The following is a 21096-nucleotide window of genomic DNA, read 5'->3' on the forward strand; positions in this document are numbered from 1 at the left end:
GCGCTTGCTTTTGCAATTTTAAGAATGAAAATCAGAAACAAGATTGTAAACAAAATGAATGAATCCTATGACACGCTCCAACATATATATCACTTTAAGCAGCGGCAAAAAAATGTTTTTTGTTGCGGACGGAAGCAGTGCGCCCGAACAGGGATTTATTGTACAACAACTGATACAGCCGCTACTTCAATTAAACGATGCAAAAAAAGAATTGCACTTAATACAGGCGCATTCCGATGCCATCAATGAACTGCGCACCAATGCAGACTATCGTTATGAAATTGATCTCGTTGAGAAAACAGTTCGCTTTTTTGAAGAACATTATCACCATAAAACGGGAAAGTTCAGAAAAGGAAAAGACCTCACTGACGAAAGATATATTCCGTATCTAAAATCAATTACAAACAATGATGAAAACAACGCAGCCCAAACAGAATAAAACTATTGCAAGCACTACAGAACGTATGCTATTGCAATTATCAAGTCCGGTAAAATTTTATGCTTTTGACGCATCTGGATTTGTGCACAAGGCACCTGTTTTGCTGCTACTGGCAAAGGAACATGGATGATAAAAAAGCTGCCGTCTTATAACGATTATGATTGTTAGCGGAAGTAAGACGGCAGCTTCGTCATTGACAAAGACTTTTATTAATAAAAAAATACCACAATGAAATATGTTCATTACAATTCAGAGCAATACTTCTTCGACCGTATTTTACATGGAGTAGTACTCGCTATCAAATGTGCAGGAAAAACGATTGTATATTTTCCGCAATTATTCGGCGGCTATTGCATGGCGCGTTGCCTGTTGAATAAAGAGACAAATGGAATACTTTGGGTGGCATTAACTGTTCTCTTTGCGATCATACTTTATCAATGTATTTTTCTGCTAAAAGGTTTGCTGATCGCATTCAAAACAAAACGAAACTTTTGGTGGTTGCCCTTTTTTATTTTGTGCATTTTGTACACGTGTGTATTGCCGGTTGTGCTATTTTTTGGTTTGCTTCAAAAAGCAGCATTTTATTTTACGATAGAGTATGCAAATGGATTGACCTGGTTGTTTGCAATTGTCGCATGCGGTTATTTATACAGCAAGTATGAATTTTTAAATGATGGTGCACCAAAGATTGCGCTTGCAATATATAAGCTTGGGCACAGCATTGTCGAACGAATTTGAAAGAATAAACAGCCTGATATTTTTGAAATCCAAACATATTATTTGGCGGTGAAGATCCTGCACTTGCTAAAGCAGGTTGGTGTTTAACCAACCTGCTTTTTTCTTAGCCTTTGGTTTGCAACGCAACTAGTTTATTGTAGGTATCTGTTAAGCCTGCCTTACCCAAAATATCCATCGCAATCGCTTTGATTTCTTCAAAAGTATTGCTGTCCACTACTGCAAATAAACCATCACTGTCATTACCGCCTTTACTCGTCAGACCCGCTTCTATTAGTTTACTGAGCAGCAATACACTCTTACGCGGTATGCGAAGATTGATCTTAACTTCTTCATTCATGCCGGGAGAAGTAAGTAAGGTCTCGTAGACCATTTGCGCATCATTTTTTGATAACATCGTTCAATTTTTTTTCTTGTTCACAAAATCATTTTCACAAGGATAAAATTATAAGAGTGCATGCATATTTTACCCGATTAACCCCCGCGTATTTTGCGGGGGTCATTTATATTTTCCGGGTGAGTTCTAATTTCATTATGCGAATTGATTTGTGAATTTGAAAACTGTGAAGTATGAACATCAAACAAGCAAAAGAGATTGATATAGTCTCTTATTTATCCAGGTTAGGTTATGAACCGGCGTATAAAAGCGGGAATAATGTATGGTATCATTCCCCGTTACGCAACGAAAGAACGCCATCCTTCAGCGTTAACTTTAAAACCAATGAATGGTATGACTGGGGCGAAGGAAAAGGCGGTAATATTATCGATTTTGGTATCCGGTACCACAACTGCTCGGTAGGTGATCTGCTGCAAAAGTTGGATGGCCCCGGCATCGCCAGGCATCAACAACAGCACACAGAAAAACCAAAGGAGGAAGAAAATCAAATTAAAGTCTTGTCTGTTCACCTGCTTTCTTCGTACCCGCTGATAAAGTATCTTGACAAAAGAAAAATTACCCGTGATATAGCAGATAAATATTGCAGCGAAGTGCGGTACCAGCTGAACAATAAAGTGTATTATGCCATCGGGTTCCCGAACAATGCGGGAGGGTATGAATTACGCAACGAATATATCAAAGCTGCGAGCACGCCAAAGGATATTACCTACATTGATCACGGTGCTAAAGCGCTTACTGTTTTTGAAGGCTTTTTCAACTTCCTCACTTACCAGGTTTTGAACCGCCAACAGGCATCTGAATCAACCAATTTTCTAATTCTTAATTCCACTTCATTTTTTGAAAAAAGCCTGCCATTAATGCAGACACATGATCGTGTACACCTTTACCTGGACAATGATAAAACCGGTCAGAAATGTACTGAAAAGGTCCTGCAACTGGACAAAGAAAAGTTTATAGACGAACGCAAACCGTATCACCAGTATGGGGATCTCAATGACTGGCTTATGAGCATAACAAAATCGCAAAGGCACCGGTTAATGCATAAACATTGATCTTCTCTTTGGCCAGCCCGGGACTTCGGGGTAATCTCTAAAGACATTTTGTAGCAGACTGCCGTTCGCGGCGTGGGTGAGATTGCCTGTTTTTGCAATCCGCCAGATGTACCGTTGTATCACAACGGAATCTGGCTGCCCTTACTCCGGAGTCGTGGGCAGTCACCTGGAAGACTACATGGGAACATCATTTTTAAACAGCGTAAAGGATAACGTGATGGAGAACAAAAGTGACAAACGCACCCGATGGTTGCATATACGATTGACGGAAAGAGAACAACAAAAAATCCGCGACAAACATAAGCAATCGACCAGCCGCAAACTCAGTGATTATGCGCGCAAAGTATTACTGGATAAAACGATCAAAGTAAAACAGCGCAACCAGTCACTAGACGACTTTATGGCAGAGATGATCCAGTTGCGTAATGAACTAAATGCGATCGGCAACAACTACAACCAGGTGGTAAAAAAACTGCACATGCTGAAAGATTTTTCGGACGTAAAAAGCTGGTTGTTGCTGCATGAATCAGCACACCAAATGTTACAGCAGAAAGTAGCAGAAATCAAATCAAAAATTAACCAAATAGATGACCAATGGTTGCAAGGATAAAATTCGTTGAAAGCCTTCGTGATGTCATGCATTATAATGAGAATAAGTTGAAGGAAAAGGTCGCTTCATTTATACATGCAGCGAACTATGGAAAAGATACCGATAGACTTGGTTTTACAGAGCGCTATAAACGGCTGGAATTGCAGGCAGCTTATCATGAGACCGCAGAGAAGAAAATCGTGCATATCTCGCTCAATTTTGATCCCGCTGAAAAACTGGATAAAACCAGGCTTGCGGAGATTGCGGATGCCTATATGCAAAGGATCGGCTTTGGCGGACAACCTTACCTGGTCTATGAACATTACGACGCGCAGCACCCGCACATTCATATCGTCTCTACAAACATCAGGCGAGACGGTACGCGTATCAAATCGCATTATATCGGTAAAGAAAAGTCTGAACCTGCAAGAAAAGAAATTGAAAAGTTGTTCGGTCTTATCCCGGCTGAATCGGGCAAACAAAAAGAGTTGTTCCAACTCAAGCATGAAACGTTAGCACGTATCCTGACACAATATAAATACACTTCGATTCATGAACTAAATGCTGTCTTAAAACATATCAACATTATGGCTGACCGGTGCCGCCCGGAATCAAGAACATACAAGCATGGAGGACTGGTTTACCGCAAGCTTGATAAAAACGGTGATCCTACCGGTGTGCCGGTAAAAGCTAGTCAAATTTATCTCAAACCAGGTCTAAAATTTCTGGAAGAAAAATTTAAGCAGAACGAAGAACTGAGAAAGCCCTTTAAGCAGCGTATTAAGAACGCCGTTGATTTTGCTTTTGCCGGTCGCCCTGTTGGTACCATGAATGAGTTTATTGCGGCTCTAAAAAAAGAACGCATTGAGGTGGTGTTGCGAGAAAATGACAAGGGTGTGATATATGGTCTGACCTATATAGATACCGAAAAGAAATGCGTGTTTAATGGCAGTGACTTGGATTCGAAGAAACAATACAGTGCCAATGCAATTCAGGAACGATTAAAAGGAGAAACTTTTACTCAACAAAATAAACAACAGCAAAAACAAGAACCGCAACAGATAAATATTCCCCGGCAAAAACAGCAGAAAGATAATTCTGCACAACAAATTATTCCATTTCCTGCTACGGATGGAACCCAAAAATTCAAATCAATATCACCATCTGATGGAAAAAACATTTTACAGGAATTAATTCAACCTGAATATGCAAATGATCAAATTCCATATGAACTAAAAAAACAAAAACGCAAAAGAAAAAGAAAAAGACATCATTTATAAAACAAGGAGGTGTGTATGTCAACGACAGGTGAGAATGATCAGGGGTTAAGAAAGATCATCGACATGACCAGGATGATAAGCATTGTATTGTTGCTTCTTCATTTTTATTACTACTGTTATGCTGCATTCGCAACATGGCACTTGACTTATGAAATAACGGACAGGATACTTGCCAACATCAGCAGATCGGGTTTATTCAATAGTTTTCAGAGATCAAAAATCATTGCGCTCGTTTTTCTTTTTATATCGTTGATAGGTGTAAGAGGTAGAAAAAGTGACAAGCACAATTACAGAACAGCATTGGCTTATTTACTGACAGGTTTGTTATTGTATTTTATCAGTGGGTTATTGCTGAATTGGGACACCATAATTACAACAGTAGCTGTTGTTTATTTTATGATTACTGCAACCGGCTACCTGCTTGTGTTATCAGGCGGTGTGATGCTTTCACGCATCATCAGAAATAATTTAAGCAACGAAGTCTTTAACAAGCATAATGAAACATTTCCGCAGGAAGAACGATTGCTGGAGAATGAATATTCGATTAACCTGCCGGCGGAATACATCTTCAAAGGAAAGAAACGGAATAGCTGGATCAATTTCCTCAACGCCAGAAGGTCGATTCTTTGTCTTGGTGGACCTGGCTCGGGCAAGAGTTTCTATATCGTTGAGAATTGTATCCGCCAACTCACCGCTAAACATTTTACGCAATTTATTTTTGATTTTAAGTATCCGGAATTAACAACACTTGCATACAATGAGTTTCTTAAACACCATAAACGTTATCCTGTTGTTCCGAAATTTTATACCGTCAATTTTTCAAATCTTGAATGCTCGCATCGTTGTAATCCATTGTTCCCTGAATTAATGAATGACATACTGGATGCAATGGATGCCAGCAAAACTATTTTGTTAAGCATAAATAAAACGTGGTCCCAACGGCAAGGTGAATTCTTTGTCGAGTCACCAATTAATTTACTCGCTGCTGTCTTTTGGTTTTTGAAAAAATTTCAGCAAGGTAAATATTGTACGCTGCCACATGCGATAGAATTGTTGCAAATGGAATACGACAAAGTGTTTACTATACTTAACAGTGAGCCGGAAATAAGAACCCTTATCAATCCCTTTATCAACGCGTATTTAAATGATGTAATGGAAACAGTGGAAAGCCAGTTTGCTTCGGTGAAAATACCGATGGGAAGATTGTCGTCTCCGCAGCTTTATTATATTTTATCAGGCAATGATTTTACATTGGATATAAACAACCCTGATGAGCCAAAAATTGTTTGCCTCGGTAACGACCCGGTTAAAGCGGATGCATTGGCACCGATCATATCATTGTTCTGTGACCGGTTGAATAAAATTATTAATCAACAAGGCAAGCAAAAATGTGCAACTGTTTATGATGAATTTGCCACGTTGCGCGCCGGCAGTGTTGCTAAAGTTATTGCTACCGGCAGGTCAAACAATATCGTCTGTATCCTTGCGCTGCAGGACTACAGCCAATTAAAGCAGGTTTATTCAAAAGAAGAAGCTGAAACAATATTTAATATCTGCGGTAATGTTATCTCTGGTCAGGTCAGTGGCGAAACTGCTAAACTGCTGGCTGAACGGTTCCCTAAAACCATGCAGGATCGTCAAAGCCTGTCGATAAACAGCAACGACACTTCCATAAGTAAATCAAAGCAACTGGAGCACGCTATACCAGCATCAACAATCAGCAGTTTATCAAGTGGTGAATTTGTAGGAATCGTTGCTGATAATCCTGACCAGCCAATTGAATTGAAGCCCTTCCATTGCAGGATTAAAAATGATCTTGAAAAAATAAAAAAAGAGAAAGCATCTTATAAAGCTTTGCCAATCGTGAGAAAAGTTAATAGAATTATTGTTGAGAGCGACTTTCAACGGATCAAAAATGAGGTGGCCGAGATAGAAGTGACGGTTATGCAGGAGCTGCTTGCAGACCCCGACAAGCATATTTTAATTATAAAGAAAGATTAATCCTTTATAAAACTTTTGCCAAACTTATTTTTTATAAGCAGTTATGCTGCACATTTTTACTGCACAAATTTGTACAGTAAAAAATATTTTGGACTTCCCTTTGGTACTTTTTCCGGTACTATTTGTTTTAATAGTTTCAACAGCAAGTAATTCAGCTCAAACACCTGCCTTTATAATGGATCACAGCACTATAAGCCTACAAGAACTTACGCGCATAGAAAACTTACCTATGAGCGTAGAAGAAGTCTGCAGCAAGTATAAACTATTTACCCTGAAAGACTTTCTGGATTACTGGAGCCAGCATGGCTCTTTTAGTGGACTGGATGATTGCGATCATAACATGGAAATTGTGTTGAGCTTTGTTGCGAATAAATATGCCTTGATGCCCGTTTTGATTAAGGAGAACTTACGCGGCGAAGAAGCGGTGCCGTTGCTTATCAGACGTCTTGACAATACTGCTAAAATAATGCTTTGCCAGCTTATTGCGGTTGTGACGAGCGACTATGCGCCAAGGATCAAGGGGCTGCTCGTCAATTACGGCTGGTCTGTTAAAAATAACGAAGGTCTCTTTGAATTTCTTTACGGTGACAAATGCAACTTTCTAAATAGTGATTTGACGGCGTCCGTTTCAAGTAAAATTACACAACTCAAAAACCGCATCACTTCTATACTTCCGATGCTTGCCACAAATTCCAGCAAAGGGGTGTCTGATACCCGGCAACACCTACTTGGATTATTACCTCCTAATTCCGGAAAAAAAATTTTCGCCCCACAAAAAGGTGTTTCAGGAAACGATAAAATAGCATTATTTAAATTGATTGATTTGCTTATAGAAGGCGGACTTGTGTTGGATGAAAAAGAAATGCGGTATTTCTCAAAACTATTTTTTGTCATGCCTGAAAAAAACAAGAATGGGATTGCAGCAGTCAGCGAAGCAGGTTATGATCAGGAAATGAAGGACTTTATGCGGGAATATTTCCAGTCTCTTTTTCTATGTCTGTCTTTCCTGCAAACTGACGATCTCGCAGATTACGATCTTGATTTATATAATGATGTGATGGTAATCGATCAGGCTTTTGTTAACCGGATTAATACCCGCGAAAGCGTACACTTCACACGTCATTTATATGTCAATGTTTTAGCCTCCGTGTTTGAACCCAAATATTGTTTACTGGATGGCATAAACGCAAAGCAGGATAAAAGGCGTACATCACGCAAACAATATGCATGGAAAGCCTCCTACCTGATCAAAAAAGAATTTGCTGCAATGTTCAATTTCATGGCACTTGTAAATGAGTTTGAAAAGTATATCACAGCTGAAAGTACATCTGGTCACAACATAGATGTAGAAGCCTTAATAAAAGAGCAGTTAAGTGAAAAAGACATGCGACATATTCACAGAATTAAGAAAATTTGCCTGGTGTTGTTGTCTCATGAATTCGGTCTGACGGAAAATAAACAAGGGCAAATCATCATTCCTCCTTCAATTAGCCTACACTATAAAACAATATTCGCAAAGATCCTTGACAGTTTTAAATTGCCTGCTACATTATCGTTTTTATTAGCCAGGTTAAAAGAAATTGAACCTCATGCAAAACTACAACTCGTTGAAATAAGATCAGCTTTGATGGCTGACACTGAAAAGTTTTTTTGCGTAGGAGAAACAGATTCCTTTGGACTGGTCGAATGGAGACGCTCAGGTAAAAAGTTCAGGACATTATCGCTTGAGACGATTGCGATAGAATTTTTAACCAGGGCGGACACTCCAATGTATACAGATGATATTCTTAGCTACATCAGGCGTTTCCGGCTGATTACACCTAGCGAACTTGATGCGGTACTAAAGAAACCTGGTGCAAGTTCATTTATCGTTTTTAAAAATGACATAGTTGGTCTTAAACAAAAAAATTATGCCGGCGAAATTGTTTACGTGCTGCCTATAAAAATAAGCAGCAACAAGTAAGGCGGCAATGATAGTGCCGCCTATGTAATTGGGTAAAAAAAACAGCCCCTATGCTGTCTTCAAATTGATCGCACGTTTCAAAGGATTTTTGAACACCTGCATATCATCTCTTTCCATCCATAGCAACTTTACTTTTTCTGCAGCTTCTTTCGGATCGATTCTTATGTAACGATAAAAATCCTTTTCTCTTTTATGTCCACTTATTTTCATGATAAGATAAACCGGAGTTCCTGCAAGAAATTCATTAGTGCAAAATGAACGACGTGCCGTGTGCGAAGTAATCCATCCCCATTTCGGCTTCTTCTCCTCAATCATTTTGTTTCCTTTTCTGTACGAAAACTTTATCACCTGGCAAATACCAGCAAACCTTGCAATTGTTTTAATGTGCTCATTGAATTTTACGTTTGATATAATCGGTATTTGTTCTCTAAACTGTCTTGTAAAAATTTCTTTTGCTTCTTTACGCATTGGTATCACAACCCAATGCACAGACTTCTCCTGCTTTTTATAAAGCATGTCTTGCTGTAAATCTTCTGGTTCTAATGAAGAGAAATCAGAGAAGCGAAGACCGGTTAAACATCCCAACACAAACAAATCGCGATAAGGGATTAATTCAGGATGTTCAGATAAATCAAGATGATATATCTCACCAATTTCTTCATAAGAAAGATAAATAGCATCCGATTCCTCTTCGGGGATTTTGTAATCACTTAAATCAATAGATGGAATAATTTTTCTTTTTACACGATCCTTAATAAAAATGCGTAGTTGTTTTATTGTTTTTCCAATCGTGTTTACCTTCACACCATAGATATCTTTTTTTCTTCTTGGCTGTTTATAATCGTAAGTAAGAAAATCAACGAAGTCTTCGTAGAATTGAAAATCCAAAGATGCAAACGTGATTTTTTCTTTTCTATATTTTTCAAATGCTTCAAGATGGTTAATCATATCATGATACACTTCAATCGTTCCAGGTCTTACTTTTTTTTCTTTTGATTTTACATAGTCATCCAACTGTTTGAAAAAAATTTCCTTCTTCGCTTTGTTTGCAGGGACATATGCATTTTTTAAATTAAAATCTTCCTGGGCAAGTTTATTCAACTTTAAAGAGGGATCAAATTTCTCTTTTACATATAAGCCCAATTCAGCAACGTCCTGCTGCTTCGCAAATTTTATCAGGTCACAGGCAAGACGAAGTTGACGATCGATTTCATCATTCAATTTAGCATGGCATCCAAATTCCTTTGGCAAAGTTTCCTTGATGCAAAGTTTCCTCTTATCCCAGTACTCAGGCGGAATGCTGATCTGAGTATTTAAAAAAGTGCGGTGTTCACCATCATGAAAAAACTGAAAGTAGACATTGCAGGTGCCATCACGACGAAGTCTTTTTTGTTCGCATAGTGGCTTAATTGGTATACGCATACAACCTCCGTTTTTTTAGTCGCGGTTTTAGTCGCGTACGATACCGTTCTCATTTGTAAAGATAGAAACAGCCGCTGAAGGTCTGCTGTTATAAAAGATTGAAAAGGAGCGTGTTAAGTGTACAGATTTGTACAAATAAGAAAGGCTCACATTTTTGTTGTGAGCCTTTCAGCGGACCGGACGGGACTCGAACCCGCGACCTCCGCCGTGACAGGGCGGCATTCTAACCAACTGAACTACCGATCCTCTTGGTTACCCTTATTTTCGGGACGGCAAAGATAAGGGGAAACACATTTTTTAAACAAAACTTTTCTCCTAAAAATTTGAAACTGTAATTTTACCGCCCAGCAATTTATATTCGCATTATGCCGCAATACCCCAACAGACAATTTCTTGATTTCGAACAGCCCATAAAGGAACTGTACGAACATATTGAAGAGAATAAAAAACTCGCTGAAAAAAATGCCAAGATCGATTACAAAAGCATTATACAGCAGTTGGAAGATTCTATTGTTGAAAAGCGTAAGGAGATCACCGAACATCTTACACCATGGCAGCGTGTACAACTAAGCCGCCATCCCGATAGGCCATACACACTCAAGTATATAGAAAAAATGGCCACCAACTTTGTAGAATTACATGGCGACCGCAATGTAAAAGATGATAAAGCAATGGTCGGTGGTTTCGCAGATCTTGACGGACAAACAGTGATGTTTATAGGCCAACAAAAAGGTATCAATACCAAAACAAGACAGTTACGCAATTTCGGTATGGCCAATCCTGAAGGCTATCGTAAAGCGTTGCGCCTTATGAAGCTTGCAGAAAAATTCAATAAGCCGGTTGTTACTTTGATCGATACACCGGGTGCATTTCCGGGCCTTGAAGCGGAAGAGCGTGGACAGGGAGAGGCCATTGCCAGAAACATCTATGAAATGATGCGCCTGAAAGTGCCCATCATTTGTGTAATCATTGGAGAAGGTGCAAGTGGCGGTGCACTTGGCATAGGCGTTGGTGATAAGGTATTAATGATGGAGAATACCTGGTACACGGTTATCTCTCCGGAAAGCTGCAGTTCTATTCTCTGGCGCAGCTGGGACAAGAAAGAAGTGGCCGCAGAACAACTCCGTCTTACGGCAAAAGATATGCATGGCTTTGGACTCGTTGATGAAATTGTGCCTGAACCAATTGGAGGCGCGCATTGGGATTACGACGAAGCAGCAAAAATTCTTAAAAGCTATATTCTAAAATCGCTTGAAGAAGTAAAACTAATACCTTCAGATAAGAAATTAAATTATCGCACAGAGAAATTTGGCAGAATGGGCTTTTGGGATGAAGTAGCAGAAGAAACAGAAGATGCAGAAGCATAATTTTATGAGCCCGGCATTTGTGCTGCTATTTAACTTTCGTTGCGTCGCACTCTTGTACCATTTATCTTTGTGCAGCAAATCAAATACATTAGGCAACATCGTATACATAAAATAACTGTTGCACTGCTTTGATAGGCTTATCGGTTTAAAAAATCATACATCACAACAACAGAAATCAGCGATCTAAAAATGTCTTCTCTTTACAATCAACTACAAGGAACAGGCGTGGCTTTGATAACGCCGTTCACGGCACAGGGATTTATTGATTTTAATGCACTCTCAAAAATTATCGACCATGTGATCGATGGTGGCGCAGAGTATGTAGTAACGCTTGGCACTACAGGCGAAACACCTACGCTTGGTAAGTTTGAGAAGACCGATATCGTAAAATTTACTTATGATAAGGTAAATGGTCGTGTGCCGGTTGTAGTAGGCATCGGTGGCAATGATACCAATGCGCTTATTAAGGACCTGCAAAACTACCCACTGGATAATGCAGTTGCTATTCTAAGTGCATCACCATATTACAGCAAGCCATCACAAGAGGGTTTGTACCAGCATTATAAAGCATTGGCAGAAGCTTCTCCAAAGCCGATCTTATTATATAATGTTCCGGGCAGAACAGGGAGAAATGTAACAGCAGAAACAACCATTCGTCTTGCAAATGAAGTAAAGAATATAGCAGGTATAAAAGAAGCCAGTGGAGATATGGGTCAGTGTATACAAATACTACGGCACGCACCAAAAGATTTTCTTGTAGTAAGTGGTGATGATGCTTTGGGCCTTCCTCAAATTGCATGCGGCATGAAAGGCGTAATAAGTGTTGCTGCGAATGCTTATCCAAAAGAATTTTCAGACATGGTACGTTTTTGCCTGGCAAATGATTTTGCAAAAGCAAAAACCATCAACGATAAATTGGTTGATGCATATAACCTGATGTTTGAAGAAAATAATCCTGCAGGTGTAAAAGCATTTATGGCAGAAATGGGATTGATCAGTAATAATGTAAGGTTACCATTGGTTACATTAAGTGCCAGTGTTTATAACCGGGTGAAGGCTTATATGGCAACAAGATAAGCTTAGCAAAGAACTTTCATAAATCGACCTGCTTTTAGTGCAGGTCTTTTTTTGTTCATTTATGATCAAACTGTACAAGTGTGCGACGCAACGAAAGCCAAATAATTATTCCTGAGTGGGGTTCATAAAAAAAGTTAATCATGATCAATGTAGTTTATACAGTAGCAAAACTTTGTATTTTCACGGCATGAAGAAAATAGTTTTACTGTTTGTTTTATATACGGTTTGCATAAATGTATCTGCCCAATTTACGGTGCGCATAATTGTAAATGATGCGGCTACAAAAAAGTACGATGATATTTATGTGGCCGGCGATTTCAACAACTGGAACCCGCATGATGATACTTACAAAATGAAATTATTTGGCGCAACAAGAAGAATATATGTCTTAAGAGATGTTGCGGCAGGCACTTACAATTTTAAATTTACAAGAGGCACCTGGGATAAAGTAGAAACATCTTCGAAGGGTGAAGACATAGAGAATCATGCTGTAGAAGTAAATGGGGACACTTCATTAACTTTTTTTGTTGCAGGCTGGAAAGATGATTTTCCTGATAAGCCAAAACCAAATACAGCATCTGCGCAAGTGCAGGTATTAGATACTGCATTCGTAATGCCGCAGTTGGGCCGCACCAGGAAAATATGGATATATCTTCCAAAGAATTATAATCTTTTAAGAAGCAAAGCTTTTCCCGTCTTGTATATGCAGGACGGGCAAAATTTATTTAATGAGCAAACAGCGTTTGCAGGTGAGTGGGGCGTAGATGAATGTCTTGATACATTGCAACAAAAATTAAATAAAGACTGTATTGTAGTGGGTATTGATAATGGCGGTGGTAAACGTATGAATGAATACAACCCTTACGATGATAAAAAATTTGGACAAGGTGAAGGTGATCTTTATCTCGATTTTGTTGTGCAAACGCTGAAGCCTTTTATTGACGGGCATTTCAGGACACAGAAAGACAGGCAGCATACTTTTATTGCAGGCAGTAGCATGGGTGGTTTGATATCAATGTATGCTATAAAAAAATATCCTGATGTGTTTGGGGTAGCGGGTGTTTTTTCTCCCTCATTTCAGTTAGCGCCGCAATTATATGCTGATCTGCAAAACACAAAATGGAAAGATACACACACTATATTTTTTTATGCAGGCAGAAAAGAGGGGGATGATATGATCCCTGATATGCAACACATAGAAGAGCTTTTAACAAGCACAAAATATTTTAACACTACAGAATTAATATACCCACTTGGCCAGCATAAAGAAGAATACTGGCGCAAAGCTTTTGAAGTTTTTTACAGGAAATTAATGCAATAGATTTTGTTTATCAGGCTATACTATTTCATGGCATCGGTTGTTGTGTCACTCACTTGTACGTTCAGAAAAGTATTGAGCAATAGTTGTTGCTTATTTGATTATATAAGTAACTCCTTCCAGCGCTAATTGTGTTTGAGGAAAAACTGCAACAGTTTCTTCCAGGAAAGCATCCAGTATTTCATACTTACTGCTGAAGTGACCGATCAGGAGTCTTTTTGGTTTTGCTGTTTGTGCAATTTTTGCTGCCTGTATAGTAGTGCTGTGAAACCTGCTGGCAGCTCTTTCTTCCTGATCCTTCAAAAAAGTTGCTTCATGGTAAAGCAATGTTATATCGTTTAAATGTTTACAGATTGTTTCATTGTAAATAGTGTCACCACAAAACCCATAGCTTTTTGCTGCAGTATTGGCAATGGTTACAGATTCGTTGGCAATGCGTTCGCCGGATTTAGTAATATAATCTTCTCCAGCTTTTAGTCTTTCATAAAAAATAGCAGGAATATCTTTTCCGGCAAGTTTTTCCATATCTATTTTCCTAGGCTTCTTTTTTTCTCTTATCACAAATCCCCAGCAATCTATGCGGTGAAATACTTTAAATGTTTCCACAGTAAATTTTTCATCATCTACAATTACGCCTTCATCGCCCAATGCATGAAAGAGGAGTTTATAAGAAAACCTTGTATCGGCTGTAGAAAATTGTAACTCCAGGATTCTCTTAAGCGGTTCGGGTGCATGCAGGTGCAGGTCCTGTTCACGGTTCATTAAACTAAAACTGGTAAGTAGCCCCGGTAATCCAAAATAATGATCACCGTGCAGATGCGATATAAAAATATGGCTGATCTTACTGCGGCGGATCTTATAACGTGAGAGTTGCATTTGTGTGCCTTCGCCACAATCTATAAGAAATAACTGGTCGTTTAATGTAACGATCTGCGCTGTAGGATGTCTGTCGTAAGCAGGCAACGCAGAATTATTACCAAGTATCGTTACACCAAACATTGTGCATGTGTTTTTATAGTAGACGTAAGAAGTCTTAAATATGTTGCAATATATCTTTAAAAATAATAATTATGGATGCATTAAGGTATGGTGTAATGCATAATTGCTGCTTCAGGATAAGAATGTACAAGTGTGCGACGCAAGTAAAGCTTAATAGCAATGATACAGCCGGGCTCATAATCTTTACAATAGTTTATACGTAAAAACTTGCGGCATTGATGCACTACCTTATTTTTGAAGAAATAATATTTTTTGATTAGCCCTTCTGTAGCCATTGTTATTCTTAATTATAACGGCAGCAATTACCTGCAAAGATTTCTGCCGCCTGTACTGGCATCAACCTATGCAAACAAGCGGGTTGTAGTGGCAGACAATGCTTCTATTGATGATTCTATTGAAGTTTTGCAAAAAGAATTTCCATCTGTTGAATTGATAACACTTGATAAAAATTATGGTTTTGCAGAAGGTTATAACCAAGCATTGAAACAGGTTACGGCTGATTATTATGTATTGCTTAATTCTGATGTAGAGGTTACACCTGCATGGATTGAACCCATTATTGAACTAATGGAAAGCGACAGCAAAATTGCCACCTGTCAGCCCAAAATCCTTTTTTATTATGAACAACATTTATTTGAATATGCGGGTGCAGCGGGTGGCTGGATAGACCACCTTGGTTACCCTTTTTCGCGTGGCCGTGTGTTTGATGTTTGTGAGACAGATACTGGTCAATACAATAACACAGCGCCTATATTTTGGGCAAGTGGTGCTGCGATGTTTATTCGCTCAGAAATATTTCATGAAGCAGGAGGGTTTGATGGATTTTTCTTTGCACACATGGAAGAAATTGATCTTTGCTGGCGCATACAATTGATGGGCTATAATATTATGTGTGTGCCTTCTTCTGTTGTATATCATATTGGTGGGGGCACTTTGCCAAAAGGCAATACCAGGAAAGTGTTCCTCAATTTCAGGAACAATCTTATCATGCTCGGTAAGAACCTGCCATGGAATGAAAAAATATGGAAGTTTCCGCTTCGTATTTTTTTAGATGCTTTATTTGCCTGGAAAAGTTTATTATCCGGATTTAGTGAGTCTTTTATAGCCGTATTTAAAGCACATCTTGCTGTATTTAAATGGTGCATATCCTGCAAATCGAATAATAAGTACACCAGAGTACCTATGAAGAAGATGCAAGGTGTGTATCGCGGCTCACTTATATGGCAGCATTTTATAAAGAAGAAAACACGTTTTTCAGAAATTGTTAAAAAGAACTTTTAATTATTTATTGTACAGCCTTATTTTTGCACAGCAATTTACAAATATGTCAAACGAAATAGAAAATTACAAAGACAAAGAATTCGGATATAACTGGGTTACTTCCTCCCGTTTTCTTTTTTATATGCAGGTTTTTGTAGTGGTAGCTTTTTTATTAGGCGGTTGTTACCAGTTATACGGTCACCGGTATAAAGGCAAGCCAGATGTAGAAGTGCCGGGTAATACATTGTATACGCCTCAGTACAAATAAAAATTTACCTCTAAAAATTTTGTGGAACAGTGCAGAATCTTATTTTTGCACTCCCAAAAAACAAGTTCTTATAAAAGCGAAAGTAGCTCATTTGGTAGAGCACGACCTTGCCAAGGTCGGGGTGGCCGGTTCGAGCCCGGTCTTTCGCTCAGATAAATATCCCGCTACATGCGGGATTTTTTTTCAGGTTGCCCCGGTGGTGGAATTGGTAGACACGCAGGACTTAAAATCCTGTGACCCGCAACGGTCGTAACGGTTCAACTCCGTTCCGGGGCACAAAAGAAGGTTATCATTTTCGATGACCTTTTTTATTTGGTACCGGACAGCAGTTTTCTACTCAGCAGCCGTTGCGTCGCACTCTTGTACTTTATAGCTGATGGCAGCAATTTATCTTACGCTTTCATTTCCCTTTTACAAACAGCACAGTTAAATACCAAAGCTATTGTAATTTTCAAGTCGTTTAAAAGGTTTTAGCAGTAGTGCTTTATTCATTATTTAATTGAGAATGCTTATACAAATTATTATTATGCATAAATTGTAAGGTGTTTAAACATTCTTGTTAAAATAGCTTTACTAAACGATAAAATATGACCACGATGCTTAGCTGAAAAATTCTTTCTTTGAATACAGGGAAATAGCCAAAACAATTCTTTCTAACGATTTACCATAATATCAACCAATGTCAAAAAACAAATATCTTGTACCGTTTATACTAGTATGCTCTTTGTTTTTTTTATGGGCGTTTCTGCACAACATGAACCCTATATTAATTCCACATCTTAAAAAAGCCTGCCAGTTAAGTGATACACAATCTTCATTCATAGATTCAGCTGTTTATCTCGGCTATTTCCTGGCGGCAATTCCCGCCGGTTTGTTTATACATCGCTGGGGCTATAAAAAAGGGATCATATTCGGACTTATGCTTTTTGCATTAGGTTCATTATTATTTATTCCTGCTGCAGAAGTAAGACAATACTGGTTCTTTCTGGTTGCATTGTTTATAGCTGCATGTGGCGCCACTTTTTTGGAAACGATTGCAAACCCCTATGCCGCTGCGCTTGGCAATCCGTCTACTGCCGAGCAACGTCTAAATTTTGCTCAATCATTTAATGGCGTGGGGGCATTCGTAGCACCACTTGTTGGTAGCCAATTTATTTTCTCCGGTATTGAACACACAAAAGGAGAATTGCAAAGTATGTCTCCTGAGCAACTTAATGCATACCTTAACTCAGAAGCATCTACTGTCAAAATACCATATCTTGTTATTGGTTGTGTGATAATAGTTGTCATTATACTTTTTGCACTAACAAAACTTCCCGAAATAAAAGAAGACGACAGTGTTGCACACGGTACGAAATTTTCTCTGAACGTATTCAAATTCCGTCATGTAAAATGGGCAATGCTTGCTGAGTTTTGTTATGTAGGTGCACAGGTTGGCGTAGGAAGTTTTTTTATAAGGTTTTCAAAAGAGTTAATGAATCTCGATGAAAAAACAGCCGGTTATTGGTGGGGTTCCATTGCAATGGTTGGGTTTATGGTTGGGCGCTTTACCGGAACATTTTTTATGCGCTATATAAAGCCCGCAAAATTATTAAGCCTGTATGCGATTATTAATATTTCATTGCTTGCATTTGCATTAATAAACCACAATCAGTTTTCCGTATATGCAGTAATGGTGGTTCCTTTTTTTATGTCAATTATGTTCCCTACAATTTTTGCGCTTGGTATAAAAGGGCTAGGAGAAGAAACAAAAATTGCTTCTTCATTTCTTGTAATGTCTATCATTGGTGGTGGAATTTTTGCACCAATCATGGGTTTTATTTCAGATAAAACAGGCAGCATGCAGTCCGCATACATAGTTCCGCTTATTTGCTTCGCTGTTATTTTATTTTTCGCACTCAATGGTCATAAAATAAAAACAAGCAATACAGAATCGCATGAAAAAGTTTTGTCTGGCATTGGATCTTAAAGATGATACTCAACTTATAAATGAGTATGAAGCTTATCACAAAGCAGTGTGGCCGGAGATTCTGAATAGTATTACAGATTCGGGTATCACTAATATGGAAATATATCGCACAGCCAACAGGCTGTTTATGATCATGGAAACAACGGATGATTTTTCATTTGAAGCAAAATCAAAAGCTGATGCTGATAATGCAAAAGTGCAGGAGTGGGAGCAATTGATGTGGAAATACCAACAAGCGTTACCAACAGCAAAAGAAGGTGAGAAATGGATGTTGATGAAAAAAATATTTGAAACCCCCAGCCCCTAAAGGGGAGTTGTAGTAGTTAGTAAAAAAAATCACTATCACTATTTTGCTTAATAACAATGAGGGATCATAATTTTAAAATTAACTGCAATTAAAGCCCCTTCAGGGGTTTGGGGCACAAGAGTGCGACGCAACAGAAGCATCATAGTAATTCTAAAGTTTGGTTCATAAACAATAAATCATGTTCAGTTTAAAAAATAAACATGCAGTAATAACAGGTGGCGGCAGCGGAATTGGTCGTGCTGTTTGTTTGCTGTTTGGTAAACAGGGTGCTATTGTACATGTAATGGATATCAGCAAAGACGCCGCTAATCAAACAGCAGTGCAGATATCAGAGGAAGGCGGTGAGGCTTTTGCACATGCATGTGATGTGAGTAATCAGCAAAACGTGACCGAAATATTTAATGAGATTGGTACTGTACATATTTTAGTGAACAGTGCAGGTGTTTCGCATATTGGTAAAGTTGATAATACCAGTGAAGCAGATTTTGATCGCATTTATAATGTGAATGTGAAAGGTGTTTATAATTGTTTGCATGCAACTATTCCATCAATGAAACAAAATGGTGGCGGTGTAATATTAAATGTATGTTCTGTAGCTGCTTTTGTTGGTTTAGCTGATCGGTTTGCATACTCGATGAGTAAAGGTGCTGTTTCTTCGATGACGCTTTCTGTTGCGAAAGATTATGTGCATGATAATATAAGATGTAATTCTGTTTCGCCGGGTCGTGTGCATACAGCTTTTGTTGATGGATTTCTTGCAAAGAATTACCCCGGCCGTGAGGCAGAAATGTTTGAAAAATTATCAAAGACACAACCCATCGGTCGCATGGGTAAGCCTGAAGAAATCGCAACGATTATTTTGTTTTTGTGTAGTGATGAAGCTTCATTTATAACGGGAACAGATTATCCTATTGATGGTGGATTTATTAAATTGAATACATAAAATTCTTATACATGAAACTCATTCGTTTTGGAGAATTAAATAAAGAACAAACCGGTATTGCTATCGGTGATAAATATTATGATACTTCCGCATTTGGGGAAGATTATAATGAACATTTTTTTGAACAGGATGGCTTAAACAGGTTACAGAAATTTCTGGACGATAATCAATCCGCATTGCCTGAAGTGCCCGCTGGCACAAGGCTAGGAAGCCCTGTTGCGAGACCTTCCAAAATTGTTTGTATTGGTTTGAACTATGCAGACCACGCAAAAGAAACAGGCGCTACACCACCTGCAGAACCTGTGATCTTTTTAAAATCAACAACAGCATTGGTTGGTCCGAATGATGATGTTATGATTCCCAAAGATTCTGTAAAAACAGACTGGGAAGTAGAACTTGCGGTAATCATCGGTAAGAAAGCCAGCTATGTAACAGAATCAGAAGCGATGGATTTTGTAGCTGGGTATGCTTTGCATAATGATGTTAGTGAAAGGGCGTTTCAACTGGAAAGAAGCGGTACATGGGATAAAGGAAAAGGCTGCGATACGTTTGCGCCTGTCGGTCCCTGTCTTGTTACTAAAGATGAAGTGGATGATGTAAATAATTTGCGTTTATGGCTTACTGTAAATGGTAAAAAAATGCAGAATGGTACTACTGCCAATCTAATTTTTAAAATTCCTTTTATCGTTTCTTATGTAAGCCAGTTCATGACTTTATTGCCCGGTGATATTATTTCTACAGGTACACCAGCAGGTGTTGGGCTTGGTATGAATCCACAGGTATATTTAAAAGCTGGTGATGTGGTTGAACTGGGTATTGATGGTATGGGAACAGCAAAACAAAATGTGGTGGCGTATGCAAAGAATTGATGCACATCAGCACTTCTGGCTCTTTGACAAAGATCGTCATGCATGGATCAATGATGCAATGCACGTGATTCAAAAAGATTTTATGCCTGCTGATCTGCAGCCCATATTGCAACAAAATAATATTGACGGATGCGTGTTGGTGCAGGTAGATCAAACGGAAGAAGAGAACATATTTCAGCTAAATAATGCAGTACAGTTTGATTTTATAAAAGGTGTTGTTGGTTGGGTTGATCTGCAGGCTGATAATATTGAAGAGCGTTTGCGGTACTATCAGCAGTTTAATAAAATGAAAGGTTTTCGCCACATATTACAAGGAGAAGAGGACAGAGCGTTAATGGTGAAACCGGCTTTCAAACATGGCATCAGTTTATTGAATAAGTACAACTATGCATATGATATACTCATCTTTCCCGATCAGTTGAAATATGCTTATGAACTGGTGAAAGCCTTTCCTGATCAGCGTTTCGTAATAGATCATATTGCCAAACCTTATATAAAAGATAAAAAGATCGATGAGTGGAAGAAAGACATATCTCTTTTCAATAATTGTGCAAACGTTTACTGTAAAATATCAGGTATGGTTACAGAAGCAGACTGGAAGCAATGGAAGAAAGAAGATTTCGCACCGTATCTTGATGCAGTAGTAGAAACCTTTGATACTGATCGTATCATGTTTGGGTCTGACTGGCCGGTATGTTTGGTAGCTGCTTCTTATGAAAAAATGTTGGGGTTAGTACAAAACTATTTTGCGTTTTTTTCTAAAGATGAGCAAGATGCATTCTTTGGTGGCAATGCAATTCAATTTTATAACTTATAAAAGCTCCCTCTCCTTTGGAGAGGG

20 protein-coding genes and 3 tRNA genes are annotated in these 21096 nt (G+C 38.6%); 19 read left to right on the forward strand and 4 right to left on the reverse strand.

Annotation, left to right across the window (positions count from 1 at the left end):
* The first annotated feature begins 67 nt into the window (after positions 1 to 67).
* On the forward strand, positions 68 to 439 hold the full coding sequence (locus FRZ67_RS19400; RefSeq protein ID WP_147193281.1) for a penicillin-binding protein: 372 nt from the start codon (positions 68 to 70) through the stop codon (positions 437 to 439).
* 228 nt (positions 440 to 667) lie between these two features.
* Positions 668 to 1177 carry a hypothetical protein gene (locus FRZ67_RS19405; protein ID WP_147192244.1) on the forward strand — a complete coding sequence of 170 codons (510 nt, stop codon included), beginning with the start codon at positions 668 to 670 and terminating at the stop codon, positions 1175 to 1177.
* Between the two features lie 103 nt (positions 1178 to 1280).
* On the opposite strand, the gene FRZ67_RS19410 is transcribed toward FRZ67_RS19405, so the two are convergent.
* A complete protein-coding gene (locus FRZ67_RS19410) occupies positions 1281 to 1571 on the reverse strand; it encodes a hypothetical protein (RefSeq protein ID WP_225975401.1) in 291 nt (96 codons plus the stop codon).
* Between the two features lie 173 nt (positions 1572 to 1744).
* Between FRZ67_RS19410 and FRZ67_RS19415 the strand changes: the two genes are divergently transcribed.
* From FRZ67_RS19415 to FRZ67_RS19435, 5 genes are all read left to right on the forward strand, one after another.
* A complete protein-coding gene (locus FRZ67_RS19415) occupies positions 1745 to 2623 on the forward strand; it encodes a DUF8464 domain-containing protein (RefSeq protein ID WP_147192245.1) in 879 nt (292 codons plus the stop codon).
* 178 nt (positions 2624 to 2801) lie between these two features.
* Positions 2802 to 3233 (forward strand): plasmid mobilization protein, encoded by a 432-nt coding sequence (locus FRZ67_RS19420; RefSeq protein ID WP_225975402.1) that lies wholly within the window; start codon positions 2802 to 2804, stop codon positions 3231 to 3233.
* Positions 3218 to 4492 carry a relaxase/mobilization nuclease domain-containing protein gene (locus tag FRZ67_RS19425; protein ID WP_147192246.1) on the forward strand — a complete coding sequence of 425 codons (1275 nt, stop codon included), beginning with the start codon at positions 3218 to 3220 and terminating at the stop codon, positions 4490 to 4492. The genes FRZ67_RS19420 and FRZ67_RS19425 overlap by 16 nt, the downstream gene beginning before the upstream one ends.
* A 15-nt stretch (positions 4493 to 4507) precedes the next feature.
* Positions 4508 to 6493 (forward strand): conjugal transfer protein MobC, encoded by a 1986-nt coding sequence (mobC, locus tag FRZ67_RS19430; protein ID WP_147192247.1) that lies wholly within the window; start codon positions 4508 to 4510, stop codon positions 6491 to 6493.
* 43 nt (positions 6494 to 6536) lie between these two features.
* A complete protein-coding gene (locus FRZ67_RS19435) occupies positions 6537 to 8456 on the forward strand; it encodes a hypothetical protein (protein WP_147192248.1) in 1920 nt (639 codons plus the stop codon).
* Positions 8457 to 8504: 48 nt separating this feature from the next.
* Here FRZ67_RS19435 and FRZ67_RS19440 read toward each other — a convergent pair whose 3' ends face one another.
* Positions 8505 to 9878, reverse strand: a complete 1374-nt coding sequence (locus FRZ67_RS19440) for a site-specific integrase (protein ID WP_147192249.1) — start codon at positions 9876 to 9878, stop codon at positions 8505 to 8507.
* A gap of 172 nt (positions 9879 to 10050) precedes the next feature.
* Positions 10051 to 10124: transfer RNA gene (locus FRZ67_RS19445), tRNA-Asp, on the reverse strand.
* Positions 10125 to 10243: 119 nt separating this feature from the next.
* Between FRZ67_RS19445 and FRZ67_RS19450 the strand changes: the two genes are divergently transcribed.
* The 3 genes from FRZ67_RS19450 to FRZ67_RS19460 all read left to right on the forward strand — a co-directional run bounded on the left by FRZ67_RS19450 (position 10244) and on the right by FRZ67_RS19460 (position 13643).
* On the forward strand, positions 10244 to 11245 hold the full coding sequence (locus FRZ67_RS19450; protein ID WP_147192250.1) for an acetyl-CoA carboxylase carboxyltransferase subunit alpha: 1002 nt from the start codon (positions 10244 to 10246) through the stop codon (positions 11243 to 11245).
* A gap of 189 nt (positions 11246 to 11434) precedes the next feature.
* Positions 11435 to 12322, forward strand: coding sequence for a 4-hydroxy-tetrahydrodipicolinate synthase (dapA, locus tag FRZ67_RS19455; protein ID WP_147192251.1), 888 nt, complete (start codon positions 11435 to 11437; stop codon positions 12320 to 12322).
* A 187-nt stretch (positions 12323 to 12509) separates the two neighbouring features.
* Positions 12510 to 13643, forward strand: coding sequence for an alpha/beta hydrolase (locus tag FRZ67_RS19460; protein ID WP_147192252.1), 1134 nt, complete (start codon positions 12510 to 12512; stop codon positions 13641 to 13643).
* Positions 13644 to 13733: 90 nt separating this feature from the next.
* Here FRZ67_RS19460 and FRZ67_RS19465 read toward each other — a convergent pair whose 3' ends face one another.
* Positions 13734 to 14639 (reverse strand): ribonuclease Z, encoded by a 906-nt coding sequence (locus FRZ67_RS19465; protein ID WP_147192253.1) that lies wholly within the window; start codon positions 14637 to 14639, stop codon positions 13734 to 13736.
* A gap of 252 nt (positions 14640 to 14891) precedes the next feature.
* Between FRZ67_RS19465 and FRZ67_RS19470 the strand changes: the two genes are divergently transcribed.
* The 9 genes from FRZ67_RS19470 (at position 14892) to FRZ67_RS19510 (ending at position 21072) form a co-directional block, all read left to right on the forward strand.
* Positions 14892 to 15920, forward strand: a complete 1029-nt coding sequence (locus FRZ67_RS19470; RefSeq protein ID WP_225975403.1) for a glycosyltransferase family 2 protein — start codon at positions 14892 to 14894, stop codon at positions 15918 to 15920.
* Positions 15921 to 15963: 43 nt separating this feature from the next.
* Complete coding sequence (locus FRZ67_RS19475) at positions 15964 to 16167, forward strand: hypothetical protein (RefSeq protein ID WP_147192254.1); 204 nt, start codon at positions 15964 to 15966, stop codon at positions 16165 to 16167.
* Between the two features lie 76 nt (positions 16168 to 16243).
* Positions 16244 to 16316, forward strand: a tRNA-Gly gene (locus FRZ67_RS19480).
* A gap of 41 nt (positions 16317 to 16357) precedes the next feature.
* Positions 16358 to 16443, forward strand: a tRNA-Leu gene (locus FRZ67_RS19485).
* Between the two features lie 403 nt (positions 16444 to 16846).
* The gene (gene fucP, locus FRZ67_RS19490) at positions 16847 to 18136 is read left to right on the forward strand and encodes an L-fucose:H+ symporter permease (protein ID WP_147192255.1); all 1290 of its coding nucleotides are present in this window, start codon (positions 16847 to 16849) and stop codon (positions 18134 to 18136) included.
* Entirely contained in the window at positions 18105 to 18443 is a 339-nt protein-coding gene (locus FRZ67_RS19495) for an L-rhamnose mutarotase (RefSeq protein WP_147192256.1), read from the forward strand. The genes fucP and FRZ67_RS19495 overlap by 32 nt, the downstream gene beginning before the upstream one ends.
* Positions 18444 to 18621: 178 nt before the next feature.
* Positions 18622 to 19386, forward strand: coding sequence for an SDR family NAD(P)-dependent oxidoreductase (locus FRZ67_RS19500; protein WP_147192257.1), 765 nt, complete (start codon positions 18622 to 18624; stop codon positions 19384 to 19386).
* Positions 19387 to 19397: 11 nt separating this feature from the next.
* Entirely contained in the window at positions 19398 to 20255 is an 858-nt protein-coding gene (locus tag FRZ67_RS19505) for a fumarylacetoacetate hydrolase family protein (RefSeq protein ID WP_147192258.1), read from the forward strand.
* Positions 20242 to 21072: an amidohydrolase family protein gene (locus FRZ67_RS19510; protein ID WP_147192259.1), complete on the forward strand. Its 831-nt coding sequence runs from the start codon at positions 20242 to 20244 to the stop codon at positions 21070 to 21072. Before FRZ67_RS19505 ends, FRZ67_RS19510 begins: the two co-directional genes overlap by 14 nt.
* Positions 21073 to 21096 lie beyond the last annotated feature (24 nt).

Origin of the sequence: Panacibacter ginsenosidivorans (assembly GCF_007971225.1) — a bacterium.
Lineage (GTDB): Bacteria > Bacteroidota > Bacteroidia > Chitinophagales > Chitinophagaceae > Panacibacter > Panacibacter ginsenosidivorans.

Excerpts from the sequence above, each read along its gene's own strand:
- FRZ67_RS19475 (WP_147192254.1), top strand. The coding sequence starts at position 15,964 with ATGTCAAACGAAATAGAAAATTACAAAGACAAAGAATTCGGATATAAC.
- FRZ67_RS19505 (WP_147192258.1), top strand. The coding sequence starts at position 19,398 with ATGAAACTCATTCGTTTTGGAGAATTAAATAAAGAACAAACCGGTATT.
- FRZ67_RS19425 (WP_147192246.1), top strand. The coding sequence starts at position 3,218 with ATGGTTGCAAGGATAAAATTCGTTGAAAGCCTTCGTGATGTCATGCAT.
- FRZ67_RS19405 (WP_147192244.1), top strand. The coding sequence starts at position 668 with ATGAAATATGTTCATTACAATTCAGAGCAATACTTCTTCGACCGTATT.
- FRZ67_RS19415 (WP_147192245.1), top strand. The coding sequence starts at position 1,745 with ATGAACATCAAACAAGCAAAAGAGATTGATATAGTCTCTTATTTATCC.
- mobC (WP_147192247.1), top strand. The coding sequence starts at position 4,508 with ATGTCAACGACAGGTGAGAATGATCAGGGGTTAAGAAAGATCATCGAC.
- FRZ67_RS19510 (WP_147192259.1), top strand. The coding sequence starts at position 20,242 with ATGCAAAGAATTGATGCACATCAGCACTTCTGGCTCTTTGACAAAGAT.
- FRZ67_RS19450 (WP_147192250.1), top strand. The coding sequence starts at position 10,244 with ATGCCGCAATACCCCAACAGACAATTTCTTGATTTCGAACAGCCCATA.
- FRZ67_RS19410 (WP_225975401.1), bottom strand. The coding sequence starts at position 1,571 with ATGTTATCAAAAAATGATGCGCAAATGGTCTACGAGACCTTACTTACT.
- FRZ67_RS19500 (WP_147192257.1), top strand. The coding sequence starts at position 18,622 with ATGTTCAGTTTAAAAAATAAACATGCAGTAATAACAGGTGGCGGCAGC.
- dapA (WP_147192251.1), top strand. The coding sequence starts at position 11,435 with ATGTCTTCTCTTTACAATCAACTACAAGGAACAGGCGTGGCTTTGATA.
- FRZ67_RS19440 (WP_147192249.1), bottom strand. The coding sequence starts at position 9,878 with ATGCGTATACCAATTAAGCCACTATGCGAACAAAAAAGACTTCGTCGT.
- FRZ67_RS19495 (WP_147192256.1), top strand. The coding sequence starts at position 18,105 with ATGAAAAAGTTTTGTCTGGCATTGGATCTTAAAGATGATACTCAACTT.
- FRZ67_RS19435 (WP_147192248.1), top strand. The coding sequence starts at position 6,537 with ATGCTGCACATTTTTACTGCACAAATTTGTACAGTAAAAAATATTTTG.
- FRZ67_RS19400 (WP_147193281.1), top strand. The coding sequence starts at position 68 with ATGACACGCTCCAACATATATATCACTTTAAGCAGCGGCAAAAAAATG.
- fucP (WP_147192255.1), top strand. The coding sequence starts at position 16,847 with ATGTCAAAAAACAAATATCTTGTACCGTTTATACTAGTATGCTCTTTG.
- FRZ67_RS19460 (WP_147192252.1), top strand. The coding sequence starts at position 12,510 with ATGAAGAAAATAGTTTTACTGTTTGTTTTATATACGGTTTGCATAAAT.
- FRZ67_RS19420 (WP_225975402.1), top strand. The coding sequence starts at position 2,802 with ATGGGAACATCATTTTTAAACAGCGTAAAGGATAACGTGATGGAGAAC.
- FRZ67_RS19465 (WP_147192253.1), bottom strand. The coding sequence starts at position 14,639 with ATGTTTGGTGTAACGATACTTGGTAATAATTCTGCGTTGCCTGCTTAC.